16 protein-coding genes are annotated in these 17,945 nt (G+C 63.6%); 3 read left to right on the forward strand and 13 right to left on the reverse strand.

Annotated elements, in window-relative coordinates:
- Positions 1–96: 96 nt before the first annotated feature.
- From ILFOPFJJ_RS06900 to ILFOPFJJ_RS06910, 3 genes are all read right to left on the reverse strand, one after another.
- Positions 97–2,760: an ATP-dependent helicase gene (locus tag ILFOPFJJ_RS06900; protein ID WP_173509784.1), complete on the reverse strand. Its 2,664-nt coding sequence runs from the start codon at positions 2,758–2,760 to the stop codon at positions 97–99.
- Positions 2,761–2,984: 224 nt separating this feature from the next.
- A complete protein-coding gene (locus ILFOPFJJ_RS06905) occupies positions 2,985–3,395 on the reverse strand; it encodes a carboxymuconolactone decarboxylase family protein (RefSeq protein ID WP_173509785.1) in 411 nt (136 codons plus the stop codon).
- A 41-nt stretch (positions 3,396–3,436) separates the two neighbouring features.
- Positions 3,437–4,258 (reverse strand): cyclase family protein, encoded by an 822-nt coding sequence (locus ILFOPFJJ_RS06910; RefSeq protein ID WP_173509786.1) that lies wholly within the window; start codon positions 4,256–4,258, stop codon positions 3,437–3,439.
- 293 nt (positions 4,259–4,551) lie between these two features.
- On the opposite strand from ILFOPFJJ_RS06910, the gene ILFOPFJJ_RS06915 reads away from it, so the two are divergent.
- Both ILFOPFJJ_RS06915 and ILFOPFJJ_RS06920 read left to right on the forward strand, forming a co-directional pair.
- On the forward strand, positions 4,552–5,748 hold the full coding sequence (locus tag ILFOPFJJ_RS06915) for an efflux RND transporter periplasmic adaptor subunit (protein ID WP_173509787.1): 1,197 nt from the start codon (positions 4,552–4,554) through the stop codon (positions 5,746–5,748).
- Complete coding sequence (locus ILFOPFJJ_RS06920) at positions 5,745–8,888, forward strand: efflux RND transporter permease subunit (protein WP_173509788.1); 3,144 nt, start codon at positions 5,745–5,747, stop codon at positions 8,886–8,888. Before ILFOPFJJ_RS06915 ends, ILFOPFJJ_RS06920 begins: the two co-directional genes overlap by 4 nt.
- Positions 8,889–8,945: 57 nt before the next feature.
- On the opposite strand, the gene arsK is transcribed toward ILFOPFJJ_RS06920, so the two are convergent.
- The 10 genes from arsK to ILFOPFJJ_RS06970 form a co-directional block, all read right to left on the reverse strand.
- Positions 8,946–10,211: an arsenite efflux MFS transporter ArsK gene (gene arsK / locus ILFOPFJJ_RS06925; protein ID WP_173509789.1), complete on the reverse strand. Its 1,266-nt coding sequence runs from the start codon at positions 10,209–10,211 to the stop codon at positions 8,946–8,948.
- Between the two features lie 99 nt (positions 10,212–10,310).
- Positions 10,311–11,738, reverse strand: a complete 1,428-nt coding sequence (locus ILFOPFJJ_RS06930) for an FAD-dependent oxidoreductase (protein ID WP_173509790.1) — start codon at positions 11,736–11,738, stop codon at positions 10,311–10,313.
- Between the two features lie 53 nt (positions 11,739–11,791).
- Positions 11,792–12,112: an ArsR/SmtB family transcription factor gene (locus ILFOPFJJ_RS06935; protein WP_173509791.1), complete on the reverse strand. Its 321-nt coding sequence runs from the start codon at positions 12,110–12,112 to the stop codon at positions 11,792–11,794.
- A gap of 70 nt (positions 12,113–12,182) precedes the next feature.
- On the reverse strand, positions 12,183–12,890 hold the full coding sequence (arsH, locus tag ILFOPFJJ_RS06940; protein ID WP_173509792.1) for an arsenical resistance protein ArsH: 708 nt from the start codon (positions 12,888–12,890) through the stop codon (positions 12,183–12,185).
- The gene (gene arsC / locus ILFOPFJJ_RS06945; RefSeq protein ID WP_246299482.1) at positions 12,883–13,311 is read right to left on the reverse strand and encodes an arsenate reductase (glutaredoxin); all 429 of its coding nucleotides are present in this window, start codon (positions 13,309–13,311) and stop codon (positions 12,883–12,885) included. Before arsC ends, arsH begins: the two co-directional genes overlap by 8 nt.
- Positions 13,308–14,009, reverse strand: coding sequence for an aquaporin (locus tag ILFOPFJJ_RS06950; protein WP_173509793.1), 702 nt, complete (start codon positions 14,007–14,009; stop codon positions 13,308–13,310). Before ILFOPFJJ_RS06950 ends, arsC begins: the two co-directional genes overlap by 4 nt.
- 6 nt (positions 14,010–14,015) lie before the next feature.
- Positions 14,016–14,528 carry an arsenate reductase ArsC gene (locus ILFOPFJJ_RS06955; protein ID WP_173509794.1) on the reverse strand — a complete coding sequence of 171 codons (513 nt, stop codon included), beginning with the start codon at positions 14,526–14,528 and terminating at the stop codon, positions 14,016–14,018.
- Positions 14,529–14,540: 12 nt separating this feature from the next.
- Positions 14,541–14,873, reverse strand: coding sequence for an ArsR/SmtB family transcription factor (locus ILFOPFJJ_RS06960; RefSeq protein ID WP_173509795.1), 333 nt, complete (start codon positions 14,871–14,873; stop codon positions 14,541–14,543).
- A gap of 61 nt (positions 14,874–14,934) precedes the next feature.
- Positions 14,935–15,369: an anthrone oxygenase family protein gene (locus ILFOPFJJ_RS06965; protein ID WP_173509796.1), complete on the reverse strand. Its 435-nt coding sequence runs from the start codon at positions 15,367–15,369 to the stop codon at positions 14,935–14,937.
- Positions 15,370–15,504: 135 nt separating this feature from the next.
- Positions 15,505–15,993, reverse strand: coding sequence for a GNAT family N-acetyltransferase (locus ILFOPFJJ_RS06970; protein WP_173509797.1), 489 nt, complete (start codon positions 15,991–15,993; stop codon positions 15,505–15,507).
- 516 nt (positions 15,994–16,509) lie between these two features.
- Here ILFOPFJJ_RS06970 and ILFOPFJJ_RS06975 point away from each other — a divergent pair.
- Entirely contained in the window at positions 16,510–17,916 is a 1,407-nt protein-coding gene (locus tag ILFOPFJJ_RS06975; protein ID WP_173510176.1) for an FAD-binding oxidoreductase, read from the forward strand.
- Positions 17,917–17,945: the final 29 nt, after the last annotated feature.

A 17,945-nucleotide genomic window follows, 5' to 3' on the forward strand; every position in this document is an offset into this window, starting at 1 on the left:
GGCGGCACCCAGCCACGGCGCATCGGCGCCGTGAATGGCTTAGCGTTGCGTCTGATGCCGCCGTGATCCGTCCATGTGAAGGACGGATCGGCTTGATCACACCCGCTCCACAAATCCGTCCAGCACGCGCTTCTGCCCCGCGCGGTCGAAATCGATCGTCAGCTTGTTGCCTTCGATGGCGGCGATGTTGCCGTTGCCGAATTTGAGGTGGAAGACGCGGTCGCCGATATTGAAGCGCGAGGGTTCGGAGGTGGTCGACTTGGCGACCAGTTCGCCTTCGATCATGCGGGTGCGTGGGCCGGACTCGCCGTAGCCGATGCGCTCGACGGCGTGGCCGGAGCGGGTGCCCCAATTGTCGCGGGTGGCCTCCGAGCGGTGCTGCTGGGCCCGCTTCCAGCCCGGGGTCTGATAGGAGTTTTCGAAGGGATCGGCCTTGTCGAAACGCGATTGGCCATAGCCGCCGCGTCCGTAGCCGCCGTAGGAGACGTCCTGCTCGGCCACTTCCACATGGTCGATCGGCAGTTCGTCGAGGAAACGCGAAGGCATGGTGGACTGCCAGAGCCCGTGGATGCGGCGGTTGGAGACGAACCAGATATGGCAGCGGCGCTTGGCGCGGGTGATGCCGACATAGGCGAGGCGGCGTTCTTCCTCGAGGCCGGCGCGGCCGCCCTCGTCGAGCGCGCGCTGGTGGGGGAAAAGGCCTTCCTCCCAGCCCGGTAGGAACACGGTATCGAACTCGAGACCCTTGGCCGAATGCAGCGTCATGATCGAGACGGCATCCATGTCTTCGTTCTGCTCGGCGTCCATGACGAGCGCGACATGTTCCAGGAAGCCACGCATCGACTCGAAGGCCTCCATCGAGCGGATGAGTTCCTTCAGGTTTTCGAGCCGCCCTGGCGCTTCCGCCGACTTGTCGGCCTGCCACATTGCGGTGTAGCCGCTCTCGTCGAGGATTTTTTCGGCAAGTTCGGTATGCGGCGTCGTTTCGAGCAGCGTCTGCCAGCGGCGGAAATCGGTGACGACGTCGAAGAGGGCCTTGCGCGCCTTCGGCTTCAACTCGTCGGTCTCGATGATCTCGGTCGCGGCGGCGAGCATCGGAATGTCGCGGGCGCGAGCGTAGTCGTGCAGCGTGCGCACTGTGGTGTCGCCCAAACCGCGCTTCGGCGTGTTGACGATGCGCTCGAAGGCGAGGTCGTCGGCCGGCTGGCAGACGAGGCGGAAATAGGCCATGGCGTCACGGATTTCGAGCCGCTCGTAGAAGCGCGGGCCGCCGATGACGCGATAGTTGAGGCCGAGGGTGACGAAGCGGTCTTCGAATTCGCGCATCTGGAATGAGGCGCGCACCAGGATCGCGATGTCGTTCAGGTTATGCTTCTGTCGCTGGAGCTGTTCTATCTCCTCGCCGACGGCGCGGGCTTCCTCTTCGGAATCCCAGGCGGCATGCACATGCACCTTCTCGTCGTCCGGATTGGTGCGCTCGGTAAAGAGCGTCTTGCCAAGCCGGCCTTCGTTATGGGCAATCAGATGCGCGGCGGCGCCGAGGATATGTTCGGTCGAGCGGTAGTTGCGCTCAAGCTTGATGACCTTGGCGCCGGGGAAGTCTTTCTCGAAGCGGAGAATGTTGTCGACTTCCGCGCCGCGCCAACCATAGATCGACTGATCGTCGTCGCCGACGCAGCAGATGTTTATCTGCTGCTGTTTATTTGCGCTCACGCTGTCGCCGCTGCGCGGCTCGCTCCGCGGGGGCGCGCCATCCGCGACGGCCGCTTGGCCTTGCCGGGCTTCGCCCGGGTGATTAGCGCTCACGCTGTCGCCGCTGGCGCGGCTGCGCTCCGCAGGGGCGGACGAAACGTCGTCCGGCCAGCCTTGGCTGGCTCGGGCTTCGCCCGGACCTCCTGTCACAGATCGCTCAGACGACCGCGGCCGCTGCGCCAACAGCCGCAGCCACATGTATTGCGCGGTGTTGGTGTCCTGGTATTCGTCGACGAGGATGTAGCGGAATTTGCCGTGATATTCCCGGAGCACGTCCGGATTGGCGCGGAACATCCGGATCGGGTGCAGGAGCAGGTCGCCGAAATCGCAGGCGTTGAGCGTCAGGAGCCTGTTCTGGTAAGCGGCGTAGAGTTCGCGGCCCTTGCCATTGGCGAAGGCGCGGGCGTCGCCTTCCGGAATCTGCGAGGGGTCAAGGCCCTTGTTCTTCCAGGTGTCGATCATGCCGGCGAATTGTTTTGCCGGCCAGCGCTTGTCGTCGAGCCCTTCGGCCTGGATCAGCTGCTTGATCAGCCGCACGACATCGTCGGTGTCGAGGATGGTGAAATCCGACCTCAAGCCGACCAACTCCGCATGGCGCCGCAGGAGCTTAACGCCGATCGAGTGGAAGGTGCCGAGCCAGGGCATGCCTTCGACGGCATGGCCGACGAGCACGCCAATGCGCTCCTTCATTTCGCGCGCGGCCTTGTTGGTGAAGGTGACGGCGAGGATCTGCGACGGGAAGGCGCGGCCGGTCGAAAGGATATGGGCGATGCGGGTCGTCAGAACGCGGGTCTTGCCGGTGCCGGCGCCGGCGAGCACGAGCACTGGTCCTTCGAGCGTCTCGACAGCCTCGGTCTGCTCAGGATTGAGGCCGGAGAGATAATCCGGACGCTTGGCCTTGTCGCGGGCGGCCATGGCGCGCGCGGCGATACCGCCGGCGGCGGGTGCGGGTTTGCGCGGCGCCGGCTCCTCGTCGAAGAAGGGAATGTCGTCAAAACCTTTGGTCATGCGGCCCAATGTAGTGATTCGGGACCGAAAGGCCAGAAAGGATGTTCCTCTTTTATTCCGGATTCTTCAAGCGCGAGAGCAAGCCTGTGGAAAGACTACAGCGCCGTGCTTCTTTTCAGAAGCACAAAAGGTCGCAGTAGCTCTTTGAATTGCTGCCTGTTTCTGTCCCTAATCGATTCCGATTAGGAACACATGCAGTGGCCTTTCGCTGCATTCCGCAGTCATCAATTTTCGCCTGCCGCATCGAACGTTGGATCGACCGGGACCTGCAGTGCTGTTGCCAACTGATTGGTCTTGGCGGCAAGCGAGATGACGCGCAGGATGTCCGCGTGCTGCGCCTCTGTCATCCCCTTGGCCTTGGCCGCTGCCATGTGGGAGTGGATGCAGTAGCCGCAGCCGTTGGTGACGGAAACGGCGACATAGAGCATTTCCTTCACCAGCGGATCGAGGGCGGAGGGAGTCGCCATGACCGCCTTCACCTCGGCCCAGGTTCGTTCCAGGAGGTCCACGTCGAAGGCGAGCCAGAGCCACATATTGTTGATGAAATCCGATTTCCGCGTGGCGCGGATGTCGTCGAAGACCGCCTTTACGCGCGGGTCGGCTTCTGGATCGGGCGGCGGGACGACGGTGCTCATGCTTTCTCCCCGAGCTTAAATTGTGTTTGCGTGAACGGTTGTCAGACGAGCGCGAAGACGCGGGCCGGGCCGCCGGTGCCGCCGCGGTGCTTCGGTGCACCGAGCACCAGGGTCGCGCCTTTGGCCGGCACCTTGTCGAGATTGGCCGCGGCTTCGAGCCCCCAGCGGCCTTGCGGCAGCCAGGCATAATGGGTGGCGAAATCCGGTGAGGCGCCGAAATCGAGCGAAAGCGTATCGACGGCGATGCCGGCGGCCTGCGTCTCTTCGAGCAGGAACTTGGCGGCCTCTACGTGAAAGCCCGGAAAATGGAGCTTGCCCTCGGCGTCGGCGTTGCGGAACTTGTCGGTTCCGAGATGGCCGGCCCAGCCGGAAAGCATGGCGACGCAGGCGTTTTCCGGAATGTCGCCATTGGCGCCGATCCATGCCTTGATGTCGTCGGGCGTCACTTGCGCATCGGCATTGCCTGCCGCTTTCTCTCGGATATCGACGACGCAGAGCGGCACTACGAGCTTCTCGACCGGCAGTTCGGCTACCGACATGCCGTCGGCGGAGAAATGCAGCGGCGCATCGACATGGGTACCAGTATGTTCGTTCACCCGGAGTTCGAACAGGTTGAACTTTTCCTTGGCGTAGCTGAACTTCTGCTCGCGGAAGAACTGCTGCTGACCGAAGTAGGTCGGGAACTCCTCGTAAAGTTCATGGGTGAGATCGGTCACGCTCGTGTGGCCGGCCGCAAGTGCGGGCGGTGCTATTCCCATGCCGGCGGCGGCGATACCCGCCGTGCCGGTCGCGGCGGCGCGGAAAAAGCCGCGCCGCGACAGCATTCGCTGTTTTACCGATTCCATGACGCATGCATCGCACATTGTTCTTCTCCCCAGAATGAGTTGAATGCGGAAGCCGATCGGAAATGGTGAGGCCAAACGCAGCATAGCCCAGCCGCGAAGCCTGTAAACATCGGTTGTCCAGTAAAACTCCTGCAATCGCCGCTTGACGGCGCGCGCCATCATGCCGCCAACAAATTCGCTTTTATTACAATTGCGTAATGATGGCATTCCGAGATTGCCCGAAGGCACGCGAATAACCATACTCGGGCGCAAATCGGAACGCTCCGCCGGCACGGGCCGCGCTGGAGCGTGCTTTTCATTTGGAGATGTGAATGCGGCTTTGGAAGCAGCTGGCTGTCAGCTTCGTTGTGCTCACCGTGGGCGCGGTTGCCTGGGTGCGTTTCGCGCCCGGCGCGGGCGAAACGCTGGCGGCCATCGGCGTTTCGCACCCGCTGATCGATGCCCTGTCGAAACCGCAGGATGGCGAAGGCGGAAGCGGTGGACGGCGCAACGGCGGGCGCGGGCAAGGTGGCCAGGGCGGCTTCGGAGATGCGGCGCTGGTCGTCGTCAGGCCGTCGGCAAGCGCGATCGTCAACGACAGGCTCAACGCCATCGGCAATGGTGAAGCCATCCACTCCGTCACCGTGACGCCGACGGCGACCGGCAATCTCACCGAAATTCTCGTAAGGTCCGGCGACAGGATCGCCAAGGGCCAGGTGATCGCCAGGCTCGATAGCGATGACCAGCGGATCGCCGCCGAGCAGGCGAGGCTCACGCGCGATAGCGCGCAGGAAAAGGTGCAGCGCTATCGCAATCTCAGCACGGCAAGGGCGGTGACGGCAGTCGAAGTCCGCGACGCGGAAATCGCGCTGCAGGCGGCAGAACTGGCGCTGAAAACGGCAGAGCTCGATCTCAGACGCCGCGACATCGTCGCGCCCTCGAAGGGCGTCGTCGGCATCATCACCGTCAATGTCGGTGATTATGTCACGACGTCGACGCCGATCGCGGTGGTGGACGACCGCTCGCAAATCCTTGTCGATTTCTGGGTGCCGGAACGCTTCGCCAGCAAGATTTTCGTCGGCCAGCCTGTGACCGCGAACGCAATCGCTCAAGCCGGGCGGCAGCTCGAAGGCGTGATCCACGCGATCGACAACCGTCTCGACCAGGCGAGCCGGACGCTTAGAGTCCGCGCGCGGCTCGAAAATCCCGATGACATGCTGCGGGCGGGCATGTCCTTCTCGGTCACCATGGCTTTCGACGGCGACCGTTATCCGACGGTCGATCCGCTCGCTATCCAGTGGAGTTCGGAAGGATCCTATATCTGGCGGGTCAACGGTGACCGCAGCGAGCGGGTGCCGGTCAAGATCATCCAGCGCAATCCGGACAAGGTGCTCGTCGAGGCGACTCTTGCCGAGGGCGACCGCATCGTGACCGAGGGCGTGCAGCGCCTGCGCGACGGCGGCGCGGTGCGCATTGCTGGCGAAAACCGGCCCGAGCCTCAGCAGAAGGTCGCGGGAGAGGCGCAATGAACATCGGAATCGGCGGCCATCACGGCAAGGGCGGAGGCGAAGGGGGCAAGACCGGCTTTACCGCGCTTTTCATCCGCCGGCCGATCTTCGCGCTGGTGGTCAACACGCTGATCGTCGTTGCAGGCCTTGCCGCCTGGAACGGCATCGAAATCCGCGAACTGCCGCAGGTCGACCAGCCTGTCGTGTCGGTGACGACCGAATTCGAAGGCGCGTCGCCCGAAACCATCGACCGCGAGGTGACCTCGGTGATCGAGGGTGCCGTCTCGCGCGTCCAGGGCATCAAGGGCATTTCCTCCAGCTCCTCCTTCGGGCGCAGTCGCGTGACGCTCGAATTCTCCGACACCACCGATATCGGCCAGGCGGCGAACGATATCCGCGATGCACTCGGCCGGATCGCGGGCCAGTTGCCGGACGACGCCGAGGAGCCGCGGATCGTGAAGGCGGATTCCGACAGCCAACCCATCATACGCCTGGCGCTGACCTCCGATACCATGACGATGGAGGACATGACGCTGCTCGTCGAGAACGAGATCAGCGATCGGCTGGCGGCTGTCGAGGGCGTCGCCGACGTCACCGCATACGGCGAGCAGGAAAAGATCTTCCGCATCGACGTCAATCAGGCGAAGCTCGCCGGACGCGGCGTCACGGTCGCCAATCTTCGCGAGGCGCTCGCCGACGCCTCCTATGACGTGCCGGCCGGTTCGCTGACGAGCGCCAGCCAGGACATCTCGGTCCGCGCGACGGCGGACCTGCAGACACCCGAGCAGTTCGAAAATCTCATTCTCGGCGACAATGTCCGGCTGCGCGACGTCGCGACCGTGACGCTCGGCCCGGACACGGGCACGACGGCGCTGCGCTCCAACGGACGGCAGGGCATCGGCCTCGGCATCATCCGCCAGGCCCAGTCGAACACGGTCGATATCTCCGAAGGCGTGCGCAACGTGGTCGCCACGATCTCGTCGGACATCCTTCCCGAGGGGACGGAACTAAAGATCACCAGCGATGATGCGGTGTTCATCAACGGCGCAATCCACGAGGTCGAGATCGCGCTTGCCGTCGCCGTCTTCATCGTCACCTTCGTCATCTATCTCTTCCTGCTCGACTGGCGGGCGACGCTGATACCGGCGATTTCGATGCCGATCGCGTTGATAGGTACGCTCGCGGCGATCTACCTCGCCGGTTTTTCGATCAATATCCTGACGCTGCTGGCGATCGTGCTGGCGACCGGCCTCGTCGTGGACGATGCGATCGTGGTCCTGGAAAACATCGTGCGGCGCCGGGCGGAAGGGCTCGGCCCCCGCGCCGCCGCCGTGCACGGAACGCTCGAGGTGTTCTTTGCGGTGCTGGCGACGACGGCGACGCTTGCCGCGGTCTTCGTCCCGCTCTCCTTCCTGCCGGGACAGACGGGCGGGCTTTTCCGTGAATTCGGCTTCGTGCTCGCCTTCTCGATCCTGCTCTCATCCTTCGTGTCGCTGACGCTCTGCCCCATGCTCGCCTCGCGCATGCTGACGAAGGAGGCCCACGCACATGAGGGCGTGATGCAGCGTTTTGGCGCGCGTGCGGCCGCCTTTTATCGCACGACGCTTCGCGCGTGCCTCAACGCCCCGCTCATTGTTTTCGTGGTGGCTGCCTTCTTTACCATGGCGGGGGCCGCGGGCTTCCTGACGCTGAAATCAGAGCTGACGCCGAACGAAGACCGTTCGCAGGTCATGCTCAGGATCAACGCGCCGCAGGGCGTCTCGCTCGAATATGCGCAGGCCCAGATGCGTCGCATCGAGGAGGGGCTTCAGCCGCTCGTCCGGTCCGGCGAGATCAGCAACGTCTTTTCGATCTCCGGGCAGGGCGGCTCGGCCAATAGCGGCTTCATGGTGTTGACGCTCGCCCCGTGGGAGGAGCGGGAGCGCACGCAGCAGCAGATCGTCGCCGACATAAACAAGGTGACCGCGGCCATTCCTTCCGTCCGCGCCTTCACCATCCAGGCGAACAGCCTCGGTATTCGCGGTGCCGGCAGCGGCCTCCAGGTGGCGCTGGTCGGCAACGATTATACGAAGCTCGGCGACGCGGCGGCAAAGCTCCTTCGCGCGATCGAGGACACCGGCCGCTTCGAGAACGTGCGGCTCAACTACGAGGCCAACCAGGCGCAATTGTCGGTGACGATCGACCGCGAGCGCGCCTCCGATCTCGGCGTCGACATCAGCGGCCTGTCCTGGGCGCTTCAGGCGATGCTCGACGGCAGCAGCGTCGTCGACATCTTCGTCGAGGGCGATGCCTATCCGGTCAAGCTGCTTTCGTCGACCACGCCGCTCAACGACCCGACGGACCTGCAGAACATCTTCGTCAAGGCCGGTGACGGCCGGATCGTGCCGATGTCGACCATCGCGACGATCGAGGAAAAGGCCGTGGCGCCGCAGCTCTCGCGCGAGTCGCAGCTTCGCGCCGTGTCGCTTTCGGCCGGCCTGAAATCGGACCTCGCGCTCGGCGAGGCGCTGTCGATGGTGGAGGAGATGGCGGAACCGCTGCTGCCGCCGGGATCGCGGGTGATGCCGCTGGCCGAAGCCGCGACGCTCGACGAGAATGCCAATGGCCTGTTCATCACCTTCGGCTTTGCGATCGTCATCATCTTCCTGGTGCTCGCAGCGCAGTTCGAAAGCTTCATTAGCGGTGTCATCATCATGTCGACGGTGCCGCTCGGGCTCGCTTGCGCCGTCTTCGCGATGATCGTGACCGGCAACACGCTGAACATCTACAGCCAGATCGGGCTCGTCATGCTGGTCGGCATCATGGCGAAGAACGGCATCCTGATCGTCGAGTTCGCCAATCAGCTGCGCGACCGCGGCCAGGATGTGCGCAGCGCCATCGAGAACGCCGCCAATATCCGCCTGAGGCCGGTGATGATGACGATGATCGCGACTGTCGTCGGTGCTGTACCGCTGGTTCTGGCGAGCGGGGCAGGGGCCGAGGCGCGCATCGCACTCGGTTGGGTGCTTGTCGGCGGGCTCGGCCTTGCGGTGATCGTGACGCTCTACCTCACGCCGGTCGCCTATCTCGTCATCGCGCGCTTCACCAAGCCGCACGCAGACGAGGAACGCAAGCTGCACGAGGAAATGGACGCTGCGGCGGCGGCGGCTGAAGCGCTGTAATCTCGCGTCTAGCTCTGAAACGACCGGACGGAAAACCCGTTACGCATCTGGAATTGCTTAAAGTCGCAAATTGGCGCGGGCGTCGCTGCCCGCCGGTGCGCCATCCCCAGCCGCGCTTTCGTACCTCCGCCTGATCAAGACGATCCCTGAAAAGGTCGTCACGCCGATCACGCCGAGCGCAACCATTGCCCAGAGCGACGGGGTAACGCCCGTTCCGGCCATCGCCAGCGCCAGCGCGAAGGGAGCGAGGGCCGACGAAACCTGCCGCGCAGCGGTAACCCAGCCGAGCCGCGCACCGTATCCTTCGCGACCGAACAGTTCGAGCGGCAGCGTGCCGCCGACGATGCTGGTGAGGCCGGAGCCAAGGCCGAACAGGATTGCGAAGACGATTGCCCCGGGCATCGACGGGTTCGTCGTCAAGAGAACGATGAGCGCGAGCGGCAGCAAAGTTGCGGCGATGAGCGCCAGCCAGACCTGCCGCAGCCCGCGGCCGAACAGCATGTTAATGAGCCGGCTTGCCACCTGCGCCGGCCCGAAGAGGCTGGCGACGAGAAGGCCGGCCGTTCCCATGCCGAGCGCCGCCGTCAAAGGCACCATGTGGATGAGGATCGACGACAGGACGAAGCCTTCGACCGCAAAACCGGTGAGCATCAGCAGGAAAACGATGGAGCGGTCTTGTGATGCGACGGCGATCGGTCGTTCGTGCGTTGCCGTCGTAATTGTCGCCAAGGATGGAGCGGCGACTGCCGCGCGGCGCGTCAACCGCGCGATCCAGGCATGGATCGGCAGGCAGAGGACAAGGTGCATCGCGGCAAAGACGGCGTAGACCTCTCGCCAGGAGAAGCTTTGATGCATCGCGCTCGTCAGCGGCCAAAAGAGCGTCGAGGCGAAGCCGGCGATCAAGGTCAGGTGGGTGATGCTTCGCTGCGCATTGCTGCCGCCGAATTGCACGATTGCGACGAAGGCGGCGCTATAGAGCACAAAGGAAGACGCGAGTTCCATCGCCACGAGCGCGAGCACGAAGGCCGAGCCGCCGGGCGCGGCCGCGCAGGCAAGCAGCGCCACGGCCGCGCCGGCCGATCCAAGTGTCATGATGCGGCCGGCGCCGAAGCCGTCCGCCCATTTTCCCGCGATCGGCGCAAAGAGACCGCCGATGAGCAGCGCGACCGAGAGCGCGCCGAAGACCCATTGCTCCGGCCATTCGAGTTCGCGCGCCATGTCGGGCGCGAGAATGCTGAAGCTGTAATACAGCGTGCCGTAGCCGACTATCTGCGTCAGGCCCAAGGCCCAAATCGCCGAGGCGGGTATCTTGCGTTCGCTCATCCGGCGATTTCCACGAACCGGTCGGTTCCGTCGTTCCTACAGCGCCGCGCGACGCGCAAGGGACGCAGTAGCACTTTGAATTGCTGCATGTTTTTGTCCTCAAATCGGCTCCGAATTGAGGAAACGTGCAGTTGGCATCGCCGCGGGCCCGCCGCAACCGCATCCTGACCTGTTGACCGCCTTCGCTTCGGCATCCGCGGCGCAGCAGGCATCGACGGCTGCGGGCGCCGGCCCGCCGCAGCACCCGGCGGAAGGATCGGCGCCCACAATATGTTCGGCGCTGCAAACACCAGTCTCCGGGAGCACGAGGCGCACCTCGCGTGCCGCTTTGTGGTCACCGGCGATCTCGGCGACGACGGAGCGCACTTGCTCGTATCCGGTCGCCATCAGGAAGGTCGGCGCACGTCCATAGGATTTTGAACCGACGATCGTAAAACCCGGCTCCGGATGCGCGAGTTCGACAGCCCCGTGCGGCGGAACGGTGCCGCAGGAATGGAAATTCGGATCGATCAGCGGAGCGAGCGATGGCGGCGCTTCGACCGTTGGGTCCAGCGCAAGCCGCAGTTCCCGCAGGAACGAGAAGTCGGGCCGGAATCCGGTTGCGACGACGATTCGATCCACGGTGAGCGTAAACGGCTTGCCATCGAGCAGGGCCATCACGGCGAGGCGGCCTTCCCGCAGCGAAATGCGTTCGACGGCGAAGGGGGCCAGCATGGTCAGCCGGTTCTCGTTCATAGCCCGTCTGGCCGCAAGGCCGAGCGCACCGCGGGCCGGCAACTGGTCGTTCAGCCCACCGCCGAGCAGCCGCTCGACGCCTTTGCGGCGGAGCGCCCAGAAAACCTCCGTTCCGGGCGCCGTCTCCTGAAGCTCCATCAACGCCAGGGCGGTGTTGATGGCCGAGTGACCACCGCCGATGACCAGCACGCGCTTGCCCGCATAGTCCGTGCGCCGCGCGCCGCCGACGTCGGGGATGCCGTAGGCGATCTGATCCCGCGCCGCAATCTCTCCGGTGACGGTCAGGCCGTCGATGCCGATCGGATTGGGCTGCGTCCAGGTGCCGGAGGCGTCAATGACTGCGCGGGCGCGGACCTGTTCTTCATTGCCGTTACTGTCTGTGAAGCGGACGATGAAGGGGGCTGTGGCACGGTTGACCGACGAGACCTTGTCCAGCCCTTCGCGCGTGACGGCGACGACGGTCGAGCCGAGCCGGATGTTCGGCGCGATCGCGGGCAGGGCGGCAAGCGGTGCCAGATAGTCCCGCACGATTTCGCTTCCCGTCGGCAGTCCGTCGCCGGCGGGTGCCTGCCAACCTGCGGCCTCGAGGAGCGAGCGGGCGGCGGGGTCGATGTTGTAGGTCCAGGGCGAAAAGACCTGGACCTGGCCCCATTCCAGCAGGGAGGTCCCGACAGCATCGCCGCGTTCGAAGACGATCGGCTCGATGCCACGGGCGACGAGATGTGCGGCCGCGGCCAAGCCGACGGGGCCTGCGCCGATAACGGCAACGGGAAGTGCGGCACTACTGCTCATGTCTTTTCCTTCCATATTTCTGGTATATTCGAATTATGCGAACAAAAAAGGGGTCAAGCCGCGACCTCCTTCTCGGCCGTCCCGCATCGGGAATCGGCACAGCATTCATCGACGAGATAGCCGACCAGCGCCTGCATGCCGGGATAGTTCGCGCGGCAGATCAGCGTCGTCGCCTGCCGCTCCTGGGTCACGAGGCCGGTGTCGACCAGGCGCTTGAGGTGATGCGAGAGTGTAGACGCGGCGATTTCGAGCTTCTCCTGGATGCGCCCGACGGCAAGCCCGTCCTCGCCCGCCCGGACGAGCGTCCGGTAGAGCTGCAGGCGCGTAGGATTGCCCAGTGCTTCGAGCTGGGCGGCTGCTTTTTCGAGTTTCATGGAAATAAACGTAACAGCGCTGAAGATGGAGTCAAGGCTATTTCGATGGAACTCGAAATAGCCTTTGGCGTCAAATCGACTTTAGCGAAACCCGCTGCTCAAGCTTGGCGGCCTCTTCCTTCCGCTCGCTGTAGCGGTCGGTCAGATAGTCCGAGACGTCGCGGGTGAGGAGAGTGAACTTGACCAGTTCCTCGCAGACGTCGACGACCCTGTCATAGTAGGCGGAAGGCTTCATGCGGCCGTCGGCGTCGAATTCCTGAAACGCCTTGGCGACGGAACTCTGGTTGGGAATGGTGATCATCCGCATCCAGCGGCCGAGCACGCGCATCTGGTTGACGGCGTTGAAGGATTGCGAGCCGCCGGACACCTGCATGACGGCCAGTGTCTTTCCTTGCGTCGGGCGGATCGAGCCGACCGAAAGTGGTATCCAGTCGATCTGCGCCTTCATGATGCCGCTCATCGCGCCGTGACGCTCCGGGCTCACCCAGACCTGACCCTCCGACCATTGGGAAAGCTCCCGAAGCTCGTGGACCTTTGGATGGTTTACGGGCGCGCCGTCCGGCAGCGGCAGTCCGGCCGGATCGAAGATGCGCACCTCGCAGCCGAAATGCGTAAGCAGACGCGCCGCTTCCTGCGCCAGCAGCCGGCTGTAGGAAACCGCACGCAACGAGCCGTAGAGGATGAGGATGCGCGGCGGATGCGTTGCGAATGGCGGGCGCAGCGCCTCCCTGTCGGGAAGACGCAGGTGCTCCGCGGATACTGCTGGCAGATCAGACAATGCGCTCGCCTTCGTCGTTCAGTACCTTTTCGCCGTCCTCCTTGGTGAAGGGTCCCTTGTGGGTGTCCGGGAGGATTTCGAGCACAAGCTCGGAGGGCCGCGAGAGCCGGGTGCCGAGCGGCGTCACGACGAACGGGCGGTTGATCAGGATCGGGTGCTCGAGCATCGCGTCCAGCAGTTGGTCGTCCGTCAATGCCGGATCGTCGAGGCCGAGTTCCTCATAGGGCGTGCCCTTCTCGCGGATCGCTTTACGCACCGTCAGGCCTGCATCGGCGATCATCCGGACGAGTTCGTCGCGCGACGGCGGCGTCGTCAGATATTCGATGACGTTCGGCTCGATCCCGGCGTTGCGGATCATCGCCAGCGTGTTGCGGGAGGTGCCGCAGGCGGGATTGTGATAGATCTTGACGTCCATGGTCATTCAGCACCTTTCAGTTCGTTGAGCGCGTGAATTCTCGGTTTCTCCTCCGTCAGCATCCAGCCGGCAAGCGCCATCGCCAGCAATGCACCGAAAATCTCGGCGAGGATGAAGCCGGGCAGGTCGACGGGACGGATGCCCGCAAAGGTGTCCGACAGTGCGCGCGCTATCGCGACCGCCGGATTGGCGAAGGAGGTCGATGCGGTGAACCAGTAGGCGGCCGTGATATAGAGCCCGACCAGCCATGGAATGGCATCCGACCGGAACCGAAGCCCGGCGAGGATGGTAAGGACGAGGCCGAAGGCGGCGACTGCCTCGGCGAGCCACTGGCCGGTACCGGTGCGCGCGGTCGCGGAAATCTGGATCAACGGAAGCTCGAACATGGCGTGCGCGACGACCGATCCGGCGATGCCGCCGACGATCTGCGCGACGACATAGAAGAGTGCCGCGTTCGCCTCGATCTCGCGCCGGAGTGCAAAGACCATCGTCACGGCCGGGTTGAAATGCGCGCCGGAGAGTGGTCCGAGAACGGTGATCAGCACGACGAGGATCGCCCCCGTCGGGATCGTGTTGCCGAGCAGCGAAAGCGCCACATCGCCCGTGAGTTTGTCCGCCATGATGCCGGAGCCGACGACGGTGGCAACGAGCACGGCTGTGCCTAGCGCTTCGGCCGCGAGGCGGCGGGGGAGATCGAATGCCATCGTCGGTCAGCCCGCGTTCGGCCGATCACGGCCGATCTCGTCGAGGCGCTGCTTGAGGGCGAGCTTGTCGAGAGAGCTCATCGGCAGGCTGGTGAAGGTCGAGATCCGGTTGTTCAGCATCCGATAGGCTTCGGCGAAGGCAAAGTGTTTTTCCGGCTCGCTGCCTTCCGCCGCGGCCGGATCCGGCACGCCCCAATGCGCAGATACCGGCTGCCCCGGCCAGACGGGGCAGGCTTCATTGGCGGCATCGTCGCAGACGGTGAAGACAAAATCCATTTTCGGTGCATCCGGAGTTGCGAACTCGTCCCAGCTTTTGGAGCGCGCGAAGGAAGTGTCGTAGTTGAGGCTCTGCAGGAGTTCCAGGGCGAGGGGATGAACTTTGCCCTTGGGTTGGGATCCGGCCGAAAATGCCTTGAACTTGCCCTGGCCGAGTCGATTGAGGAGCGCCTCGGCCATGATCGAACGCGAGGAATTGGCGGTGCAAAGAAAGAGAACGTTGAATGGCTTATGGTCGGTCACGGTTGTTCCTCCTCAACAATTGCAGGTTACGGCCTGGATGACCGGACGGCATAGTTCGGGATTGCCGTTGCAGCAGTCTTCCATGAGATAGGCGAGCAGGTCACGGAAGCCGGTCATGTCGGCGACGTAACGCACCGTCCGCCCGTCGCGTTCGGCGTGCACGAGACCGGCTTGGTCGAGCACCTTCAGATGCGCCGAGGTGGTGTTCTGGACGGTGCCGATCCGCGCGGCGATCTCGCCGGCCGGAACGCCATCCGGTCCGGCGCGCACCAGAAGGCGGAAGACTTCGAGCCGGGTGTCCTGGCCAAGGGCGGCGAGCGCGGCGAGTGCCGTCTTCTTTTCCATATATCCACAAATCCAGATTTATCGATAAAATAGTCGCCATTCATGACGGTTTGATGACGGCTCAAAACCCGCGCGATGCGGCAACCAGATAGATTGCCGCCGCTACCGCGCCGAGCGCGCTCCGGCCGGCATGGAGCGTGCCCCAGCGCACGAGAAGCGCACGGGTCTCATCGCCAGCCTCTTCCGGGCGCGTCGCTTCCAGACGGCGATTGACGGGCATGATGGCGAGCAGGGTATAGGGCCAGTTCAAAATGATGATCGCCGCCCCGAGACCCCAGAGCGGATTGCCGGTCTGCCACCATGCCGAGGCGCCGAGGAGGCCGGAAACGATCGCGAGCGAAGCCTGCATCTCGAAGCCGCGCCGATAGGCGGGACCCCACTCGGCAAGCGCCGCGCGGTCATCGAGCCCAAGCCGCGCCGGCTGTTCGGCGACGTTGATGTAAATGGCGGCGCCGAAGAAGACGGACGCCGTGAGCAGGGCGAGCAATCCAAGCATGCGACCTTCTCCCTCAACGCGGACAACGGACGGCCCTGCAATAGATATATCATAGATGGGCTAATCGGCTCCGTGCGGCATTGCCTACATGATGCGGGTCGAAAGCGGAACTTGCTGCCGTTGCATCCATTCTGCTTACCGCCTCGCCAGCATTGGCAAGATCAAGCCCCATCCGGTCTCTTGAGGTGGTCCAGACGGTTCGAACCCCAACTTCTTGTAGACGGCTATCGCCCGTTCATTGTCTGGATGCGGATCGGTCGCGATCACAGGTGCGCCCTCATCGAAAAGAGCCTGCATCCTCATTCCGATAAACGCTGAACCATGTCCAACGCCGACCATTTCGGGGTCTCCGATATATTGATCAATTCCCCGCGACCCTTTGGGAAGACCGGCAAAATGGTGATCTTCCCATCCGTGCACCGTGTAGTCCTGCAAGAACGCAAAGGGCCGCTCGTTAATTGAAATGATCCAGCGAGCCACCCGAGGATCAACCAGTTCTGCTTCACCATACGGCTCACCAGAACCCCACCATTCCAGGACATGCGGGTTCGACCGCCACGCCTTCAGTAAAGCGAGATCATCCAGGGTCGCTCTGCGAAACTCGTACGGATTGGTCGCGAACATTAGATCACTCTAGCAGATTGTGCGACGGTGAGTATGGGCCGAATCCAGACGTCCTCGACTCAGCTATGAAAAATCGCTTGACGCCGACACGCCGACTAGAGAAGCACCGCCTGCTGCCAAACGAGGAAGGAGCACGGAGGGCCGACGGCGCACTTGTGACAAGCCGGTATCACCGCCTGTGTTTTCGTGCTCCGCAAAGCCTCGGCACCGCGTGAACTTCTGGACAAATTGATTCCAATTTGCACAGTAGCGCCTTGAAATGTCAGCGCTTCCGATCCGGCCCGGCGCCTCTCGTCATGACATGGAACCACGGAAAGGCGAGGGTGCGCGTTTAGGCCCGGAGGTCATGACCATCTTTGTCTACTCGCTTGAGCGCTGTGCTCGGGCGGGGTCGGCTGCCGCATAATTCCTTAATTCGGCGTTGAATTGGGAATAAAATCGGTGGCAATTCAGAATGTTACAGTGACCTGGCGCGATTGGCCGAGACGCGAGGCGCTGGAGGGAAGGGGCGTTTTCGTGGCGTTGAAGGCAATCAAAGCGGGAACGAGAAACGAAAGCGGCATCGTTGCGGCGAAGGAGCTTCTTGCCGTCCGATTCGGCGACCGCTTCCAGGCGAGCGAGGCGATCCGCGCCCAGCACACCCACACGACCACCTATATTCCGGCGCAATTGCCGGATGCCGTGGTCTTTCCCGAGAGTGCCGCCGAAGTGCGCGAGATCGTCGAGATCGCCAGCGCGCACCGCGTGCCGCTGATCCCCTTCGGCACGGGCTCGTCGCTGGAAGGGCACGTGAATGCGCCGAACGGCGGCATATCGGTCGACATGATGCGGATGAACCGCGTTCTCGCCGTTAATGCAGAGGATCTTGATTGCACGGTCGAACCCGGCATTACGCGTGAAGAGCTGAACACTTATCTGCGCGATACCGGCCTCTTCTTTCCGATCGATCCGGGAGCGAACGCCTCGATCGGCGGCATGGCGTCGACGCGTGCCTCCGGCACCAACGCAGTGCGTTACGGCACGATGAAGGAAAACGTGCTCGCGGTGACGACCGTCGTCGCCGGCGGTCGCGAGATCTCGACCGGCCACCGGGCGCGCAAGTCCTCGGCCGGCTACGATCTGACGCGGCTCTTTGTCGGCGCGGAAGGCACACTCGGCATCATCACGTCGATCACGCTGCGCCTGCAAGGCATACCGGAAGTGATCTCCGGCGGCGTCTGCCCGTTCCCGACGATTGCGGACGCCTGCAACGCGGTGATCCTGACGATCCAGTCGGGTATTCCGGTGGCACGTATCGAACTGCTCGACGCGCTGCAGATGAAGGCGTGCAACGCCTATTCGAACCTCGGCTATCAGGAGACGCCGACGCTTTTCGTCGAGTTTCACGGCAGCGCCGAGAGCGTCGAGCTACAATCGCGCCAGTTCGCCGAAATAGCGTCGGAATTGGGGTCTACTGGTTTCATCTGGACGACCAATCCGGAAGAGCGGTCGCGACTCTGGAAGGCGCGGCACAACGCCTATTGGGCACAGAAGGGGCTGGTGCCCGGCGCCGCGATCCTTTCGACAGATGTTTGCGTACCGATTTCGCGGCTTGCCGATTGCGTTGCGGCGACGCATGAGGATATCGCGGCACATGGGCTGGTCGCACCGATCGTCGGCCATGCGGGCGACGGCAACTTTCACGTCGGGCTGCTTTTCGACGACAAGGATCCAGCCGATGTTGCGCGGGCGGAAGCCTTCGTCGAGCGGCTGAACGCGCGGGCTCTATCGATGGATGGCACCTGCACGGGCGAACACGGAATCGGGCAGGGCAAGATGCCGTTTCTCGAGGCGGAACTTGGCGATGCGCTGGATCTGATGCGGCAGATCAAGCGCGCGCTGGATCCGGACAATATCTTCAACCCGGGCAAGATCTTTGCCTGACAGTGTGGGGCGGCCGCTTGACGATGCGA

Origin of the sequence: Sinorhizobium psoraleae, from assembly GCF_013283645.1 — a bacterium.
GTDB lineage: Bacteria > Pseudomonadota > Alphaproteobacteria > Rhizobiales > Rhizobiaceae > Sinorhizobium > Sinorhizobium psoraleae.

What these genes read in the sequence shown, in the direction of transcription:
- ILFOPFJJ_RS06960 (WP_173509795.1), bottom strand. Translation starts at nt 14,873, where the DNA reads ATGGAAAAGAAGACGGCACTCGCCGCGCTCGCCGCCCTTGGCCAGGAC.
- ILFOPFJJ_RS06965 (WP_173509796.1), bottom strand. Translation starts at nt 15,369, where the DNA reads ATGCTTGGATTGCTCGCCCTGCTCACGGCGTCCGTCTTCTTCGGCGCC.
- arsC (WP_246299482.1), bottom strand. Translation starts at nt 13,311, where the DNA reads ATGACCATGGACGTCAAGATCTATCACAATCCCGCCTGCGGCACCTCC.
- ILFOPFJJ_RS06915 (WP_173509787.1), top strand. Translation starts at nt 4,552, where the DNA reads ATGCGGCTTTGGAAGCAGCTGGCTGTCAGCTTCGTTGTGCTCACCGTG.
- ILFOPFJJ_RS06910 (WP_173509786.1), bottom strand. Translation starts at nt 4,258, where the DNA reads ATGTGCGATGCATGCGTCATGGAATCGGTAAAACAGCGAATGCTGTCG.
- ILFOPFJJ_RS06905 (WP_173509785.1), bottom strand. Translation starts at nt 3,395, where the DNA reads ATGAGCACCGTCGTCCCGCCGCCCGATCCAGAAGCCGACCCGCGCGTA.
- ILFOPFJJ_RS06930 (WP_173509790.1), bottom strand. Translation starts at nt 11,738, where the DNA reads ATGAGCAGTAGTGCCGCACTTCCCGTTGCCGTTATCGGCGCAGGCCCC.
- arsK (WP_173509789.1), bottom strand. Translation starts at nt 10,211, where the DNA reads ATGAGCGAACGCAAGATACCCGCCTCGGCGATTTGGGCCTTGGGCCTG.
- ILFOPFJJ_RS06900 (WP_173509784.1), bottom strand. Translation starts at nt 2,760, where the DNA reads ATGACCAAAGGTTTTGACGACATTCCCTTCTTCGACGAGGAGCCGGCG.
- ILFOPFJJ_RS06950 (WP_173509793.1), bottom strand. Translation starts at nt 14,009, where the DNA reads ATGGCATTCGATCTCCCCCGCCGCCTCGCGGCCGAAGCGCTAGGCACA.
- ILFOPFJJ_RS06970 (WP_173509797.1), bottom strand. Translation starts at nt 15,993, where the DNA reads ATGTTCGCGACCAATCCGTACGAGTTTCGCAGAGCGACCCTGGATGAT.
- ILFOPFJJ_RS06920 (WP_173509788.1), top strand. Translation starts at nt 5,745, where the DNA reads ATGAACATCGGAATCGGCGGCCATCACGGCAAGGGCGGAGGCGAAGGG.
- ILFOPFJJ_RS06935 (WP_173509791.1), bottom strand. Translation starts at nt 12,112, where the DNA reads ATGAAACTCGAAAAAGCAGCCGCCCAGCTCGAAGCACTGGGCAATCCT.